General features: G+C 66.6%; 15 protein-coding genes. 11 read left to right on the forward strand and 4 right to left on the reverse strand.

Annotated features, from left to right (window positions below; all coding sequences use genetic code 11):
- Positions 1-41: 41 nt before the first annotated feature.
- Together BMZ21_RS16315 and BMZ21_RS16320 are read left to right on the forward strand one after the other, a co-directional pair.
- Positions 42-935, forward strand: a complete 894-nt coding sequence (locus BMZ21_RS16315) for a tellurite resistance TerB family protein (RefSeq protein WP_091836447.1) — start codon at positions 42-44, stop codon at positions 933-935.
- 70 nt (positions 936-1,005) lie between these two features.
- Complete coding sequence (locus tag BMZ21_RS16320) at positions 1,006-2,319, forward strand: MFS transporter (protein WP_091836450.1); 1,314 nt, start codon at positions 1,006-1,008, stop codon at positions 2,317-2,319.
- Here BMZ21_RS16320 and BMZ21_RS16325 read toward each other — a convergent pair whose 3' ends face one another.
- Both BMZ21_RS16325 and BMZ21_RS16330 read right to left on the reverse strand, forming a co-directional pair.
- Complete coding sequence (locus tag BMZ21_RS16325) at positions 2,320-2,655, reverse strand: NIPSNAP family protein (protein ID WP_091836452.1); 336 nt, start codon at positions 2,653-2,655, stop codon at positions 2,320-2,322. It lies immediately after the preceding gene.
- A 2-nt stretch (positions 2,656-2,657) separates the two neighbouring features.
- Positions 2,658-3,842: a pyridoxal phosphate-dependent aminotransferase gene (locus BMZ21_RS16330; RefSeq protein ID WP_091836456.1), complete on the reverse strand. Its 1,185-nt coding sequence runs from the start codon at positions 3,840-3,842 to the stop codon at positions 2,658-2,660.
- A 229-nt stretch (positions 3,843-4,071) separates the two neighbouring features.
- Here BMZ21_RS16330 and BMZ21_RS16335 point away from each other — a divergent pair, with 229 nt between their 5' ends.
- The 9 genes from BMZ21_RS16335 (at position 4,072) to denD (BMZ21_RS16375) (ending at position 13,539) form a co-directional block, all read left to right on the forward strand.
- Complete coding sequence (locus BMZ21_RS16335) at positions 4,072-6,132, forward strand: C1 family peptidase (RefSeq protein ID WP_244543873.1); 2,061 nt, start codon at positions 4,072-4,074, stop codon at positions 6,130-6,132.
- 345 nt (positions 6,133-6,477) lie between these two features.
- Positions 6,478-8,313, forward strand: coding sequence for an IlvD/Edd family dehydratase (locus BMZ21_RS16340; protein WP_091836458.1), 1,836 nt, complete (start codon positions 6,478-6,480; stop codon positions 8,311-8,313).
- A 147-nt stretch (positions 8,314-8,460) separates the two neighbouring features.
- Entirely contained in the window at positions 8,461-9,300 is an 840-nt protein-coding gene (locus tag BMZ21_RS16345; protein ID WP_091836460.1) for an isocitrate lyase/PEP mutase family protein, read from the forward strand.
- Positions 9,297-9,623 (forward strand): hypothetical protein, encoded by a 327-nt coding sequence (locus tag BMZ21_RS16350; RefSeq protein WP_091836462.1) that lies wholly within the window; start codon positions 9,297-9,299, stop codon positions 9,621-9,623. Before BMZ21_RS16345 ends, BMZ21_RS16350 begins: the two co-directional genes overlap by 4 nt.
- On the forward strand, positions 9,620-10,294 hold the full coding sequence (locus tag BMZ21_RS16355) for a GNAT family N-acetyltransferase (RefSeq protein ID WP_091836465.1): 675 nt from the start codon (positions 9,620-9,622) through the stop codon (positions 10,292-10,294). The genes BMZ21_RS16350 and BMZ21_RS16355 overlap by 4 nt, the downstream gene beginning before the upstream one ends.
- Before the next feature lies 1 nt (position 10,295).
- Positions 10,296-10,742, forward strand: coding sequence for a GNAT family N-acetyltransferase (locus tag BMZ21_RS16360; RefSeq protein WP_091836467.1), 447 nt, complete (start codon positions 10,296-10,298; stop codon positions 10,740-10,742).
- Between the two features lie 25 nt (positions 10,743-10,767).
- A complete protein-coding gene (locus tag BMZ21_RS16365; RefSeq protein WP_091836469.1) occupies positions 10,768-11,514 on the forward strand; it encodes an SDR family oxidoreductase in 747 nt (248 codons plus the stop codon).
- Between the two features lie 19 nt (positions 11,515-11,533).
- The gene (gene denD / locus BMZ21_RS16370) at positions 11,534-12,526 is read left to right on the forward strand and encodes a D-erythronate dehydrogenase (RefSeq protein WP_091836471.1); all 993 of its coding nucleotides are present in this window, start codon (positions 11,534-11,536) and stop codon (positions 12,524-12,526) included.
- Positions 12,527-12,555: 29 nt separating this feature from the next.
- The gene (denD, locus tag BMZ21_RS16375) at positions 12,556-13,539 is read left to right on the forward strand and encodes a D-erythronate dehydrogenase (protein WP_091836474.1); all 984 of its coding nucleotides are present in this window, start codon (positions 12,556-12,558) and stop codon (positions 13,537-13,539) included.
- Positions 13,540-13,664: 125 nt separating this feature from the next.
- On the opposite strand, the gene BMZ21_RS16380 is transcribed toward denD (BMZ21_RS16375), so the two are convergent.
- Complete coding sequence (locus tag BMZ21_RS16380) at positions 13,665-14,489, reverse strand: AprI/Inh family metalloprotease inhibitor (protein WP_167561656.1); 825 nt, start codon at positions 14,487-14,489, stop codon at positions 13,665-13,667.
- The gene (locus BMZ21_RS16385; RefSeq protein WP_167561657.1) at positions 14,474-15,448 is read right to left on the reverse strand and encodes a 2-hydroxyacid dehydrogenase; all 975 of its coding nucleotides are present in this window, start codon (positions 15,446-15,448) and stop codon (positions 14,474-14,476) included. The genes BMZ21_RS16380 and BMZ21_RS16385 overlap by 16 nt, the downstream gene beginning before the upstream one ends.
- Between the last annotated feature and the right edge of the window lie 9 nt (positions 15,449-15,457).

Raw genomic sequence — 15,457 nt, forward strand, 5'->3', positions numbered from 1 at the left:
CTAGATTGCGGCGACGGCAGACCTATCAGGGAGCTCTCTCCATGTTCAACGCCAAGTCCCTCCTCGACGCCCTAGTCAATGCGGGGAGCCAGGCTGGCGCCCAGGGCGGCCAGGCCGGCGGGTTGGGCGGCGTGCTCGGCAACCTCGCCCAGCAGGTCCAGCAAGCCGGCGGCGCCGGCGGCCTCGCCGGCATGGCCGGCCAGATCTTCGGGCAGGCCAGCCAGGGCGTGCAGGACGCCGCCCGCAATACCGGCCTGCAGCAAGGCGCGACCGATATCGTCGGCCAGTTCTCCGGCGGCAAGACACCCGAGCAGTTGATCGAGCAGGCCAAGGGCATGCTTGGCGGCAACCAGCTCGCCGCCGGCGCCGTGCTCGGCGGCCTCGGCGCGCTGATCTTCGGCACCTCGGCAGGCCGCTCGATCGCCGGCTCCGCCGCCAAGCTCGGCGGCCTCGCTCTGGTCGGGGGCCTCGCCTACAAGGCCTATCAGAACTATCAGGCCGGCAAGCCGCTGCTCGGCGCAGATCAGCAGGCCGCGCTTCCCGCACCGGCCGGTTCCGGCTTCGAGCCTGAAGCTGCCAAGAACGAGCACGCGCTGGTCTTCATCCGCGCCATGATCGCAGCCTCCGCTGCCGACGGCCATATCGACGATGTCGAGCGCAATGCCATCATCGGCGGGCTGCGCGAGGCCGGGCTCGATGCCGAAGCCAATCAGTGGCTCGCCAACGAGCTGGCGAACCCGGCGAGCGTGGATACGCTGGTCGAGGGCGCCGAGACGCCCGAGCTCGCGGCGCAGATCTATACGGCTGCCCGGATCGCCATCAATCCGGATACCCCGGCCGAGAAGGACTTCCTCGCCGGCCTCGCCGGCTCGCTCGGCCTCGATGCCGAGCTGGTCGCGAACATCGATGCGGCCGCGAGCGCCGCGAAGGCCTGACCGGTAACGCAGGTCTGCAGTGCGCCGGGCATGGATTGACCGCCCGGCGCGCCGAGCCGTCCAATGCGGCATGCAATCACCAAATCCGCATTGGTCGGCGCGCCTGCCGTTCTATTATGGCTGGCTCGTCATCGGCATCGCCTTCGTCACCATGGCGGTGGCGGTCAACGCGCGCACGGCGTTCTCGCTGCTGCTGCCGCCGCTGATCGGCGAATTCGGCTGGGATCGCGGCCTCGCCTCGGGCGCGTTCTCCTTCGGCTTCCTGCTGTCGGCCGTGACCAGCACCTTCGTCGGCCGCATGATGGACAAGCACGGACCGCGCGTGGTCATCGAGACCGGCGTGGCGATGCTGGCAGCGGGCATGTTGATCGCGCCTGCGATCGGCGCGGCCTGGCACCTCTATTTGACGCTTGGCGTCCTCGTCGGCTGCGGCGCCAACCTGATGAGCTTCTCGGCGCAGTCGCTGTTCCTGCCCAACTGGTTCGTGCGGCGCCGGGCCTTCGCCATCAGCATCGCCTTTTCCGGCGTCGGCTTCGGGGCGCTGCTGCTCCTGCCCTGGCTGCAATCGATCATCAGCCGGGACGGCTGGCGCGCGGCCTGCTGGATCATGGGCCTGCTCGTCCTGTTCCTCCTCGGCCCGCTCAACCTGCTGGTTCGGCGCCGGCCGCAGGATCTCGGCCTGCAGCCGGACGGCGAGACTGCCCCGCCCGGCACCGTCGCCGAGCAACGCAAGGCGGCGGTGGTCGATCCGGCCTGGGTCGCGGTCGACTGGACGCTGGCGCGGGCACTGCGCACGGCCCGCCTCTGGTGGATCATGATCGGCTATTTCTGCGCGCTCGTCGCTTGGTATGCCGTCCAGGTCCACCAGACCAAGTACCTGATCGAGGTCGGTTTTTCTCCGCTCATGGCGGCTTGGGCGCTGGGGCTGGTCAGCGCCGTCGCCATCCCCGGCCAGATCGCGCTCGGCGCCCTGTCGGACCGGATCGGCCGGGAATGGATCTGGATGATCGGCTGCCTCGGCTTTGCCATCTGCTATGCCGCGCTGATCGCGCTGGAGCACACACCCTCGCCCGTGTTGCTCTATGTGATGGTGATCACGCAGGGCTTCCTGGGTTATGCGATCACCTCGGTGCTGGGGCCGATCGTCTTCGAGATTTTCGAGGGGCCGCATTTCGGCGCCATCTTCGGGACGGTCACGGTGGCGCTGCTCGGTGGCGGCGCCGCCGGACCCTGGCTCGCCGGCACGATCCACGACGCCACCGGCAGCTACCGCCTCGCTTTCCTGCTGGTCATCGCCTGCTGCTTCATCTCGGCGGCAGCGATCTGGCTGGCAGCGCCGCGCAAGGTCCGGCTGGTGCCGGGCCGCGTCAAGTCGTCCGGCTGATCAGGGCGCGCGCTTGACGCCCTGGTCGTCCTCGAAGACCGGCCGGAAGAAGCTGCGCTCATAGCTGACGATGAAGCGGTGCTTCTCGTTCTCGGCGACCACCGCGAGGCATTCGGCATCCTTGAACGAGGCCTCGCGATAGGCCTCGTACTCGGCGAAGGACGGGAAGCTGAACATTGCCAGCGCGACGTTGGAGGTGCCTTCCGACGGCATGAAATAGCCGTGGTGCTTGCCGCCGAAGCGCTCGACCAGGCGGATCCAGGCCTTGCCATAGGCTTCGAAGGCCGGGAGCTGGTAGGGGTCGACGATGTAGCGCAAATGGCAGGTGATCGTCATGGTCAGGCAGCCTTCGCACTCTTGAGAAACTCGGCCATCCGCCCGAGCGCACGTTCGATATTCTCCAGCGAATTGGCGTAGGAGAGCCGGATATAGCCCTCGCCATGCACGCCGAAATCCGGCCCGCCGATCGTGGCGACGCCGGTTTCCTCGAGCAGGGCCGAGGCCAGCTTCTTAGCCTTCCAGCCGGTCTGCGACACGTTCGGAAAGGCGTAGAAGGCACCCTTCGGCACGATGCAGGAGACGCCCGGCAGCGCGTTGAGCCCGGCGACCACCGCCTTCCGACGTCGGTCGAACTCCGCCAGCATCATCGCGACCGCATCCTGCGGGCCGGTCAGTGCGGCGAGCCCCGCCCATTGCGCCGGGGCGTTGACGCAGGAATGCGAGTTCACCGCGAGCTTGCGGGCGTTGTCGTAGAGCGGCTTCGGCCAGACCGAGAAGCCCATGCGCCAGCCGGTCATGGCATAGGTCTTCGACCAGCCATTGAGCAGGATCAGCCGGTCGCGGATCTCGGGATAGCTCAGCAGGCAGACATGCTTCTCCCCGTCATAGAGCATCTGGTCGTAGATCTCGTCCGACATCACGGCGACATCGGGGAAGCGGGCGAGGCCGGCGACGAGCTTGTCGACCTCGGCCTTGGGCGTGACGCCACCGGTCGGGTTCGCCGGCGAGTTGACGATCAGCAGCCGCGTCTTCGGCGTGATCAGCGACAGAGTCTCCTCCGCGGAGAAGGCAAAGCCGTTCTCCTCGCGGATCGGCACGGGCACCGGCGTCGCGCCGGTATACTCGATCATCGAGCGATAGATCGGGAAGCCTGGATCGGGATAGAGGATCTCGGCGCCGGGCTCGCCGAACATCAAGATCGCCATGAACATGGTGACCTTGCCGCCCGGCACGATCATCACCTCCTCAGGCGAGACATCGACCGAAAAGCGCTTGTGCAGGTCGGCGGCGACGGCCTCGCGCAACGGCAGGATGCCGTTGGCCGGCGTGTAGCCGTGATGGCCGTCGCGCAGAGCCTTCACCGCCGCCTCGACGATATGCTCCGGCGTCGGGAAATCCGGCTGGCCGATACCGAGATTGATGATGTCCTTGCCCTGGCGCTGCAATTCGGTGGCGCGGGCGAGCACGGCAAAGGCGTTCTCCTCGCCGATCCGGCCAAAGGACGGGACGACATGCAGCGTCATGGCAGTTTCCTCTTCACGTGCGGCGCCAGCGGTTGCGCCTTTCCCACTCTCTTCCGTGCAAAGCACCGAGCTGGCAAGAGGACCGCGCCGACCGCCATCACGACACGCAAGGCCCTGCAGCGCATCTCGACATCAGAAGCCCGCAATGCAATCCTGACGTTCATAAGGACGGCCGGATCCGCGGCTTCGCCAGCGCTTGCCTCGACCGCGACCGTTTAGGGGGCGAAACATGGCAAAAGCGACGACATCCGGAAAGCCGCCGGCGGAACGCGCCAGCGAGGCTCAAAAGCCGATCGAGCCGGTGACCCCGGCGGAAGCAGCGGCCAAGATTGGAGCGGAACCTGCCCCGGCCCCGATCGAGATGCCGTCCGATACGGTCGCCGACGTCGACGCCCCCGTAATCCGGATCGCCAATCGTAGTTTCAGCGCCAGTCCCAAGAAACTCTCGGGGCGCAGGCTGGATGTCCTGCCGGACCTGCCGGATATCCGCGACCGCATCTACCAGCCTCATCTGCGGGCTTTGAGACCGAGCCGCTATCCGTCGATCCCCTTCAAGATCCGCGATCAGGGCAGCAGCAACAGCTGCACGGGCTATGCGCTCGCCCATGCCGTGGACATGCTGCTGCATCGTGCCGGTCTGGACGCGCCGGCGATCAGCGTCAGCGCCCGCATGCTGTACGAAATGGCCAAACTGAACGACGAGTGGACCGGTACCCGCTACGAGGGGTCGAGCATTCGCGGCGCGATCAGCGGCTTCTACCGCAACGGCGTCTGCACCCAGGGACTGGTCGACGACGATGCGACCGATCCGTGGGTCCTGACCTATGAGATCGGCAAGGAGGCGCGCCAGAACCGGATCGGCGCCTACTATAGATTGATGCCGGATCTCGCCGACTATCACGCCGCCATCGACGAGATCGGCGTCATCGTCGCCTCCGCGCAGATTCACTCGGGCTGGGCCAAGCCGGAAAAGAATCAGATCGTGCCGAGCGGCGTGTCCGCCGGTGGCCACGCCTTCGCCATCGTCGGCTATGACGCAACCGGCTTCTGGGTGCTGAACTCCTGGGGCAGTGCCTGGGGCGATGACGGCATTGCCCACTGGTCGTACGAGGACTGGGCCGCGACCGTCATGGATGCGTGGGTGCTGCAGCTCGGCGTCCGTGCACCGACTGCCTTCAGCGCCCTGCCACGACGCACGCTCGCCAATGCCGGCCTGCTCAAGGAGACCGCAGCGTCCCCTGTCCGGACGGATATCGTCGGCCATTTCATCAATATCGACGACGGCGCCTACGTCACCGGCGGCCGCTACTATTCGCCGACGCCGGCTGAAATGACCGAGACCGTCAAGCGCCTCGTCGATCCCACATCGAACGAGGGGCAGGGTTACCAGCATCTCGTCATCTACGCCCATGGCGGCCTGAACAGCACCAGCGACGAAGCCAACCGGATCGCCACGTGGAAGCGCAACGCGGTCTTCAGCCGCAATGGGATCTATAACTTCCATCTGATGTGGAACACCGAGGCGATCGGCGAGGTCTTCGGCAAGATGTCCGAGGCGCAGGACGGACGCGCCGCCGGCTTTCTCGGCGACCTCGCGCTCGAGACGCTGCTGCGCCCTCTCGGTCTGCGAGCCTGGCGCAACATGAAGCAGGATGCCACCATGTCCTTCGCCAAGGGTACGAGCTACGATGGCGGCTTCTACGGGCTGAAGCCGCTGCTCCAGGGTCTCGACAAGGCCGGCAAGCGGCCAGTGCTGCACCTGGTCGGCCACAGTGCCGGCTCGATCATGCTGGGCGAAATGCTGGCCGCGATGTCCCGCTTCGGCCTGTCGCAGCTCGAGCTCGGCTCGATCCACCTGATGGCGCCGGCCTGCACCACCGAGTTTTTCCAGGAGACTTATGCACGCTATCTCGCCAAGCCCGGCGGACCGGCGCTGATCGACAAGATCTACCTCTACAATCTCGATGACGAACGCGAGCGGAACGATGTCGTCGGCTGGGGTGGGCCGTTCGGCTACGGTCGTTCGCTCCTCTATCTTGTCTCCCGCGCGTATGAGGAGAAAGCCAATATGCCATTGGCCGGCATGCAGCGCTTCCGCGACGAGTTGGCACCCTCAAACAAGATCCGGATCGACTATTCGTCGAGCGCGAACGACAAGCTCGGCCTGACCCGCTCGACCAGCCATGGCGGCTTCGACAACGATGTTGCCACGCTGACGACCATCATGACGCGGATTCTCGGCAAAGCCCCGAAAAAGCCTCCGACCAGCGACGAACTGACGGGCTATTGAAGGCCGGCCACCGGTCTGCAGATACGGCCCGACCCACATCGATGCGGCGTAGCATGTGAATTCGGGTCGGCGATTTGTCCACTCTCACCGCGCGCGCGGCTGCGCTGCCTGGGAGGCAGGGGCGCATTTGGAACACTTGCAAACTGCGCCGCAGCGACCTTTGCTGGCGAGGGCGCCAACCAAGCGATTGGCACGGCGCTTCAAGTCGTTGTATGCAGCATACAGCAATTGCGGCAAGTGTTCTTGCCACTTCGCCTCAGATCGGCATGACCTGCCGGTCAAATCGATTTAAAGACGATGCCGAAGCGGCGCGAAGGCCGCCTGGCTGCGAGAGGGAATGACGGGATGGCCAAGACGCCGACGAGCAAGACGCCTGGGAAGAAGCCGGTCCGCAAGGTCAAGCCGGAGCAGTTGCGCTCGAAAGCCTGGTTCGACAATCCTGCCAATGCCGACATGACCGCGCTCTATATCGAGCGCACCATGAATTTCGGTCTGTCGCGCGAGGAGTTGCAGTCCGGCCGGCCGATCATCGGCATCGCTCAGACCGGCTCCGACATCGCCCCCTGCAACCGCCATCACCTCGAGCTCGCCTCCCGCGTCCGCGACGGCATCCGCGAGATGGGCGGCATTCCCTTCGAGTTCCCGATCCATCCGATCCAGGAAACCTGCAAGCGGCCGACCGCCTCGCTCGACCGCAACCTGCAGTATCTCAGCCTGGTCGAGATCCTCTACGGCTACCCGCTCGACGGCGTCGTTCTGACCACCGGCTGCGACAAGACCACGCCGGCCCAGATCATGGCCGCCGCGACGGTCGACATCCCGGCGATCGCCCTGCCCGGCGGGCCGATGCTGAACGGCGACTTCCGCGGCGAGCGCACCGGCTCGGGCACCATCGTCTGGAAGGCGCGCCAGATGATGGCGGCCGGTGAGATCGATTATCGCGGCTTCGTCGATCTTGTTGCCTCGTCCGCGCCGTCGGCCGGCCACTGTAACACCATGGGCACGGCCTCGACCATGAACGCGCTCGCCGAGGCGATGGGCATGACCCTGCCCGGCGCCGCCGCGATCCCGGCACCTTATCGCGACCGCTACGAGATGGCCTATCTCACCGGCCGCCGCATCGTCGAGATGGTCTGGGAGAACCTGATCCCCTCGAAGATCCTGACACGCGAAGCCTTCGAGAACACCATCGTCATCAACTCGGCGATCGGCGGCTCGACCAATGCCCCGATCCACGTCAACGCCATCGCCAAGCATATCGGCGTCAAGCTCGACAACGAGGACTGGACCAAGATCGGCTACGACACGCCGCTCTTGGTCAACATGCAGCCCGCGGGCGAGTATCTCGGCGAGGACTATTACCGGGCCGGCGGCCTGCCCGCCGTCATCGCCGAGCTGCTCGAGAAGGGCAAGCTCAAGCCGGCGATCACCGCCAACGGCCGCACCCATGAGGAGAACTGCAAGGGCTTCTTCGCGATCAATCGCAACGTCATCAAGAGCTACGACGAGCCGATGAAGAAGGAGGCCGGGTTCCTCAACCTGTCCGGCAACCTGTTCGACTCGGCGATCATGAAGACCTCGGTGATCACGCCGGAGTTCCGCAAGCGCTATCTCGAGAACCCGAAGGATCCGATGGCCTTCGAGGGCAAGGCCGTCGTCTTCGACGGGCCGGAGGATTACCATCACCGCATCGACGATCCGGCGCTGGCGATCGACGAGCATACGGTTCTCTTCATCCGCGGCGTCGGCCCGGTCGGCTATCCCGGCGCGGCCGAGGTGGTGAACATGCGGCCGCCGGATTACCTGATCAAGAAGGGTGTCACCGCCCTCGCCTGCGTCGGCGACGGCCGCCAGTCCGGCACCTCGGGCTCGCCCTCGATCCTCAACGCCTCGCCGGAAGCGGCGACCGGCGGCGGGCTGGCGCTGCTCAAGACCGGCGACAAGGTCCGCATCGACCTGAAGAAGCGCACCGCCAACATCCTGATCTCGGACGAGGAGCTGGAGAAGCGCCGCGCCGAGCTCAAGGCGGCTGGCGGCTACAAGTATCCGAAGAGCCAGACGCCCTGGCAGGAGATCCAGCGCAAGATCGTCGACGAACTCTCCGAGGGCATGGTGCTGAAGCCGGCGGTCAAGTACCAGAAGATCCACAAGAAGTTCGGCATTCCGCGCGACAACCACTGACACGGCACAGGGGCGGCGGCGGACCTCCTGCCGCCGGCCATTCCTAACGCGCATCCCCGCTCGCCGGCCGATGCGCGCAAGCGGGGCTGACAAATCGGCTCAGGGACGACAGTATGACGCCCCTGAGCTCATTTGAAACGATTTAAAATGGCTTACACCCCGCCAGTCGACGCGTTTCGCCAACTTCACGCCTCCGGCTGCTTCGTCATGCCGAACCCTTGGGACGAGGGCTCGGCTCGCTGGCTGCGCGGCCAGGGCTTCAAGGCCCTTGCTTCGACCAGCGCCGGCTTCGCCTTCACGCAAGGACGTGCCGACCAGGACGTGCCGCGCGACATGATGCTGGCCCATCTCACCGAACTGGTGAAGGCGGTGCCGGATCTGCCGGTCAATGCCGATTTCGAGAACGGCTATGCCGACACGCCCGACGGTGTCGCGGCCAACGTCAAGCTCTGCATCGCGACGGGTGTCGCCGGCCTCTCGATCGAGGACGCCACCGGCCGCGCCGATGAGCCGCTCTATCCCTTCGAGCTCGCCGTCGAGCGCATCCGGGCCGCCCGCCGCGCCGTCGATGAGACCGGCACCGGCGTCGTGCTGACCGCCCGCGCCGAATGCTTCCTCACCGGCCATCCCGACGCGCTGAACGAGTCGGTGCGGCGCATCGAGGCCTATGCCGAGGCCGGCGCCGACGTGCTCTACGCCCCCGGCCCGAAGACGATCGCCGACATCAGCGCCATCGTCGCGGCCGCCGGCGGCAAGCCCGTCAACACGCTGGTCTATGGCGATGTCGGCCTCAGCGTCTCCGACATCGCCGCCACCGGCACGCGCCGCATCTCGATCGGGGCGGCTCTGGCGCGCGCCGCCTGGGCCGCCTTCATCGAGGCGACGCGCCTGATCAAGGACGAAGGCAGCTTCAAGGGCTTCGCCGGCAATGGCGCCTCGGCCCCGCTCAACCCGTTCTTCCGCGACGATCTCAAGGCGCGCTCGTGAGCGGGCAGCTTCTCATCGCCCCGGAATGGCTCGGCAAAAGCGGGCTCTGGCAGGTCGATGCCAAGGGCAAGCGCAAGCCGGTCGACGCCGACGACATCGATCTATCCGACGAGCTCGCCGACCGGCTGGAGAGCTGGATGGATACCTTCGACGCGATCTATGACGAGGCGAACGAGGCCGCCTCCGATTTCGCCGACGAGGCCGAACGCATTGCCTGGGAGGCGGAAGGCACGGAGCTCGCCGCCGCCATCGCCGCCGAGCTCGGCCCGGACTGGCAGATCACCCACGACTTCACCGCCTGGCGCAGGACGATCAAGGCATGACGACGCTGAACTGGACGCCTCGCCCCTTTCCGCCGGCCAAGGTGCTGCAGGGCCACTATAGCCGGCTGGAGCCGCTCGACCCGGCCCGCCATCTCGACGACATCTGGCAGGCCATGGACGGCCATGAATCGGTCTGGGACTGGCTGCCCGCGACGCTTCCGCCGAGCCGCGAGGCCTATCGCGAACTGCTGACGTCGATGGTGGACAAGGCCGGCATCATCCCCTTAGCCGTGATCGACGAGGCCGACGGCAAGGCCAAGGGCCATCTCTGGATGATGGAGATCCGGCCCGAGCACGGCGTCTTCGAGGTCGGCTGGATCACTTATTCGCCGTCGATGCAGCGCACCCGCATGGCGACGGAAGCGGTCTATCTCGTCGGCGAATACGGCTTCTCGCTCGGCTATCGCCGCTATGAATGGAAATGCAACAACCGCAACGAACCCTCCAAGCGCGCCGCACAGCGCTTCGGCTTCCAGTATGAAGGCCTTTTCCGCCAGCATCAGGTGGTGAAGGGCGAAAGCCGCGACACCGCCTGGTTCTCGATCCTCGACGGCGAGTGGCCCAAGGTCGGGCAGGGCTTCAGGAACTGGCTCGCGCCGGAGAACTTCGACGCCCAGGGCCAGCAGAAGACCTCCCTGGCCGATTGCATGAAGACGGCCGGAGCCGCCTGAGATGGCCCTTCGTCGCGCCACGATCGACGACATTCCGGCGATCGTCGCGCTGACGCAGGCCGCCTATCTGCCGAACGAGAGCATCATCGGCGTGCCCTCGCTGCCGCGCATCGCCGACTATCGCAAGGTACTGGCGGAGCACGAAATCTGGCTCGCCGAGAGCGAGGGGACGCTGGACGGCGTCCTCGTGCTCGAGGACGAACCGGCGAAGTTCACGCTCTGGAGCATCGCCGTCTCGCCGGCCGCCACCGGCAGGAAGATCGGTTCGCAACTGATGGATTTCACCGAGGAGCGAGCCAAGGCGCTCGGCCATGACGCTGTCCACCTCTACACCCACGAGAAGCTCGCCGACCGCATCGGCTGGTACGAGCGTCTCGGCTACCAGACCACCCATTTCGAGGATCTGCCTGATCGCCGGCTGATCCATATGCGAAAAAGCCTTCGATAACCGGGAAACCAAGGGAAGAAACGACATGGCAGGACGTTTGAAGGGTAAGGTCGCGGTCGTCACCGCTGCCGGCCAGGGCATCGGGCGCGCCATCGCCGAGGCCTTCGTCGCCGAGGGTGCGACCGTCTGGGCCACCGACAAGGACGTCGCCTTGCTAGACGGCATCCCGAAGGCGAAGAAGCGCAAGCTCGACGTGCTCTCGACCAAGGCGGTCGAGGCCTTCGCCGAAAAGGTCGGCACCATCGACATCCTCGTCAACGCCGCCGGCTTCGTCCATCACGGCACCGTGCTCGACTGCGACGACAAGGCCTGGGAATTCTCCTTCGACCTCAACGTCAAGTCGATGCACCGCACGATCAAGGCCTTCGTCCCCGGCATGCTCGCCGCCGGCAAGGGTTCGATCGTCAATATCGCTTCGGGCGCCGGCTCGGTGCGCGGCATCCCGAACCGCTATGTCTACGGCGCGACCAAGGCGGCGGTGATCGGCCTGACCAAGGCGGTCGCAGCCGACTTCATCAAGAAGGGCGTTCGCGCCAACGCGATCTGCCCCGGTACGATCCAGTCGCCCTCGCTCGACCAGCGCATCGTCGACCTCGCCAAGGTGACCAAGACGACTGAAGCAGCCGCCCGCCAGGCCTTCATCGATCGCCAGCCCATGGGCCGGCTCGGCACCGCCGAGGAGATCGCCTGGCTCGCCGTGTATCTCGCCTCCGATGAGTCCAGCTACACCACCGGCCAGATCCACCTCGCCGATGGCGGCTTCGCGCTCTGATCAGCGCAGGAGAAGCGCCATGCACGTCCTGATCAGCGGCGCCGCCGGCATGATCGGCCAGAGGCTCGCCGCGCGCATCGCCCGCGAGGGCGCCTGTGCCGGCACGCCGCTGACCCGGCTGACGCTGACCGACGTGGTGACGCCACCGCGCCCGGCCGGCTTCGACGGGCCGATCGAGGCCCGCACCGAGGATTCGAGTTCGGCGGCAGTCGCGGCCGAGCTCGCGGCCTTGCGGCCCGACATCGTCTTCCACCTCGCCGCGATCATCTCCGGCGAGGCGGAGCGCGATTTCGACAAGGGCTACCGCATCAATCTTGACGGCATGCGCAATCTGCTGGAGGCGATCCGTCAGGAGAGCGCGAAGAACGGCCCGTATGTGCCCAAGCTCGTCTTCTCCTCGTCCAGCGGCATCTTCGGGGCCCCCTTCCCCCCGGCGATCTCCGACGAGTTCCATGTCACGCCGCTGACCAGCTACGGCGCGCAGAAGGCGATCGGCGAGCTCCTGCTCGCCGACTATTCGCGCCGCGGCTTCGTCGACGGCGTCGGCATTCGCTTCCCCTCGATCGTGATCCGCCCGGGCAAGCCCAACGCCTCGGCCGGCGGCTTCTTCTCCGGCATCATCCGCGAGCCGCTGCAAGGCCAGGAGGCGCTGCTGCCGGTCGCGGACGACGTTATCTTCACCCATGCCTCGCCGCGCTCGGCCGTCGGCTTCCTGCTGCACGGCGCCTCGCTCAGCCGCGAACAGCTCGGCCCGCGTATCAACCTCAGCATGCCGGGCGTCTGCGTCACCGTCGGCGAGCAGATCGAGGCGCTGCGCCGCATCGCCGGCGACAGGGCGGTGAAGCTGATCCGGCGCGCGCCTGACAAGGCGGCCGCCGACATCGTCAAGGGCTGGCCGACGCGCTTCGATGCGAAGCGCGCATTGTCGCTCGGCTTCACGGCCGAGCAGGATTTCGACGAGATCATCCGCGTCCATATCGAGGACGATCTCGGCGGCCGCCTACCCAACTAAATGCAAGAAGCGAAAGATCGGACAAAGACATGCATATCCTCGTCATTGGCGGCGCCGGCATGGTCGGCCGCAAGTTCATCGAGCGCCTGGCGCGAGACGGCGGCCTCGGCGGCAAGGCGATCGACAAGGTGACGGCGCAGGACGTTTTCCCCGCCTCGGCGCCGGCGAACGCACCCTTCGCCTTCGAATCGCTGACCTCCGATCTCTCGCAGCCCGGCGAAGCCGAGAAGCTGATCGCCTCGCGCCCCGAGCTGATCGTGCATCTCGCCGCGATCGTCTCGGGCGAAGCCGAGGCCGATTTCGACAAGGGCTACCGCATCAATCTCGACGGCACGCGCTATCTCTTCGACGCCATCCGCCTTGTCGGCGACGGCTACAAGCCGCGCGTGATCTTCACTTCCTCGATCGCCGTCTTCGGCGCGCCCTTCCATGACAAGATCGAGGACGAGTTCTTCACCACGCCGCTGACCAGCTACGGCACACAGAAGGCGATCGGCGAGCTCCTGCTCAGCGACTATTCCCGCCGCGGCTTCTTCGACGGCGTGGGCATCCGCCTGCCGACGATCTGCGTCAGGCCCGGCGCGCCGAACAAGGCCGCCTCCGGCTTCTTCTCCAACATCATCCGCGAGCCGCTCAACGGCGAGGAGGCGGTGCTGCCGGTTTCCGACCAGGTCCGCCACTGGCATGCCTCGCCTCGCTCGGCGGTCGGCTTCCTCGTCCACGCCGCGACGATGGACACGAACGCGATCGGCCCGCGCCGCGCGCTGACCATGCCGGGCTACTCCGCCACCGTCGCCGAGCAGATCGAGGCGCTGCGCAAGGTCGCCGGCGAGAACGTCGTCAAGCGCATCAAGCGCGTGCCCGATCCGGTGATCGACGCCATCGTCGCTGGCTGGCCGCGCAATTTCGACGCGAAGTGCGCGCCGGCGCTCGGCTTCAAGGCGGAATCGAGCTTCGAGGAGATCATCCGCGCCCATATCGACGACGAGCTCGGCGGCACCTTCGTCGCGTAAGGTCCGGACTCCACCGTCATGCTCGCCCTTGTGGCGAGCATCCACGTCTTGGATGCCGCACTCGTCGAAGGAAGACGTGGATGGTCGGGACAAGCCCGACCATGACGGAATGAGGCGAACCTCTCTCAGGGCACCTTCTTCAGCATCAGCGGTGCGCCGACGGCCGGGTCCTTGCGCCATTGCCCGCCTTCGAAGACCAGCTCGATCTTGTGGCCCTTGCGGGCGATCAGCTCGAGTCGGCCGGCCTCGTAGCGCCAGGCGACCGGCGAGAAGATCGTCAGGCCGGTATCGGGGCAGAGCCCGTCGAAGCTGGTCGCGAAGGCTCCCGCATTGGCCGAGGGCGAGGTCGAGAGCACGAGCTTGCAGACATCGCGGCCGACCTGCCGCATCACGGTATAGCGCCCGGGCACCGTCGTCGCAGCGGGCGCGCTGGCCGGATCGACCACGGTTGGGCGTGCCGCCGCTGTTGCCGCAAGCTCGGCCCCTGCTGGCGCCGGGCGCTGCTGCGCCCGCACATGGCCCGTCGGATCGAGCCCGTAATCCGCCCCGTCGCTGCCCTTGCCGCGCCGCCCCGGATCGGCCTTACCACTGAAGACGATCACCGGCTTGCCATGGCCGTCGAGCAGCCTCGGAGCGCCATCGACCACATCCCAGGCGACGACCCCGGTAAGGATCGGCAGGGCCCGCCGACACGTCGCCGGGAATCTGACCTGGCGCCCCTGCCCGGCCGCCTCGGTGCCGAACGTCACCGTGCACTCGCGCGCCGCACCGAGCTTGTCGAGGTCCCAGGCGCCGATGAACGGCTTCAGCGCCTCGGGCGCCTTCTCGGCGCCGCGTGGCAACGCCTGCGTCTGCGCCACCGCCGGCGAGACGGCGAGCAGTGCCAAAGCGGCGATCGCTACGCCTGGCCGCATCCAGTGCATTCCCGTCGTGATCAGGCTTTTGTCCATGGCGTCTCGGCAACCGGTGTCAAAGGACCCTTGCCATCGAACCATGAAACCAGATTGTCGACCAGAAGCTGACCCATCTGTTCGCGCGTATGCACGGATGCCGAGCCGACATGCGGCAAGAGCACGATATGATCCATTGCGATCAGCTCGGCCGGGACGCGCGGCTCGTCCTCGAACACGTCGAGGCCGGCGGAGAGGATGGTCTTGGCCTTCAGCGCCTCGATCAGCGCCTGCTCGTCGATCACCGTGCCGCGGCCGACATTGACGACGATGCCGTTCGGGCCGAGCGCCTTCAGCACCTCGGCATTGATGATGTGGTAGGTCGACTCGCCGCCCGGCGCGACCGAGACCAGCGTGTCGACATCCTGAGCCATTTCGACCAGCGAGGGGTAGTAGCGGTAGGCGACGTCGGCCTGGCGCGAGCGGCCGTGATAGGCGATCGGCACGTCAAAGGCTTCGAGTCGACGCGCCACCGCCTTGCCGATCCGGCCGAGGCCGACGATGCCGATCTTGCGCTTGCGCAGCGAGGTGGTGAGCGGATAGGCGCCCTGCAGCCACTTGCCGGCGCGCAGATAGCGGTCGACCTGCGGCAGCTGGCGCACGGTGGAAAGCAGCAGGCCGATGGCAAGATCGGCGACCTCGTCGGTCAGCACATCTGGCGTATTGGTGACGATGATCCCGCGCTTGCCGGCGGCGACGGCATCGACATTGTCGTAGCCGACGCCGAAATTCGAGACCACTTCCAGCTTCGGCAGCGCATCGAACAGCGCGTCGTCGATCCGCACATGCGCGCCGCCGCCGGCGACGCCGCGCACCCGGTCCTTGACGGCTGCCAGAGCCGCTGCGCGGTCCTGCTCCTTCCAGAGCTCGTGCACGATGAAGCGTGCCTTCAGCTGGTCGGCGGCATAGGCCATCAGCGGCCCGGTCATGATGATCTCGATCTTGCTCTGCGCGGTCATGGCCCTGCT

The sequence above is a fragment of the Allobosea lupini genome, from assembly GCF_900109525.1.
GTDB lineage: Bacteria > Pseudomonadota > Alphaproteobacteria > Rhizobiales > Beijerinckiaceae > Allobosea > Allobosea lupini.

Bases quoted from the DNA above. Each gene is read 5' to 3' on its own strand.
- denD (WP_091836474.1), top strand. From the start codon at position 12,556: ATGCATATCCTCGTCATTGGCGGCGCCGGCATGGTCGGCCGCAAGTTC.
- BMZ21_RS16355 (WP_091836465.1), top strand. From the start codon at position 9,620: ATGACGACGCTGAACTGGACGCCTCGCCCCTTTCCGCCGGCCAAGGTG.
- BMZ21_RS16335 (WP_244543873.1), top strand. From the start codon at position 4,072: ATGGCAAAAGCGACGACATCCGGAAAGCCGCCGGCGGAACGCGCCAGC.
- BMZ21_RS16360 (WP_091836467.1), top strand. From the start codon at position 10,296: ATGGCCCTTCGTCGCGCCACGATCGACGACATTCCGGCGATCGTCGCG.
- BMZ21_RS16320 (WP_091836450.1), top strand. From the start codon at position 1,006: ATGCAATCACCAAATCCGCATTGGTCGGCGCGCCTGCCGTTCTATTAT.
- BMZ21_RS16325 (WP_091836452.1), bottom strand. From the start codon at position 2,655: ATGACGATCACCTGCCATTTGCGCTACATCGTCGACCCCTACCAGCTC.
- BMZ21_RS16380 (WP_167561656.1), bottom strand. From the start codon at position 14,489: ATGGACAAAAGCCTGATCACGACGGGAATGCACTGGATGCGGCCAGGC.
- BMZ21_RS16385 (WP_167561657.1), bottom strand. From the start codon at position 15,448: ATGACCGCGCAGAGCAAGATCGAGATCATCATGACCGGGCCGCTGATG.
- BMZ21_RS16330 (WP_091836456.1), bottom strand. From the start codon at position 3,842: ATGACGCTGCATGTCGTCCCGTCCTTTGGCCGGATCGGCGAGGAGAAC.
- BMZ21_RS16340 (WP_091836458.1), top strand. From the start codon at position 6,478: ATGGCCAAGACGCCGACGAGCAAGACGCCTGGGAAGAAGCCGGTCCGC.
- BMZ21_RS16345 (WP_091836460.1), top strand. From the start codon at position 8,461: ATGGCTTACACCCCGCCAGTCGACGCGTTTCGCCAACTTCACGCCTCC.
- BMZ21_RS16315 (WP_091836447.1), top strand. From the start codon at position 42: ATGTTCAACGCCAAGTCCCTCCTCGACGCCCTAGTCAATGCGGGGAGC.
- BMZ21_RS16365 (WP_091836469.1), top strand. From the start codon at position 10,768: ATGGCAGGACGTTTGAAGGGTAAGGTCGCGGTCGTCACCGCTGCCGGC.
- denD (WP_091836471.1), top strand. From the start codon at position 11,534: ATGCACGTCCTGATCAGCGGCGCCGCCGGCATGATCGGCCAGAGGCTC.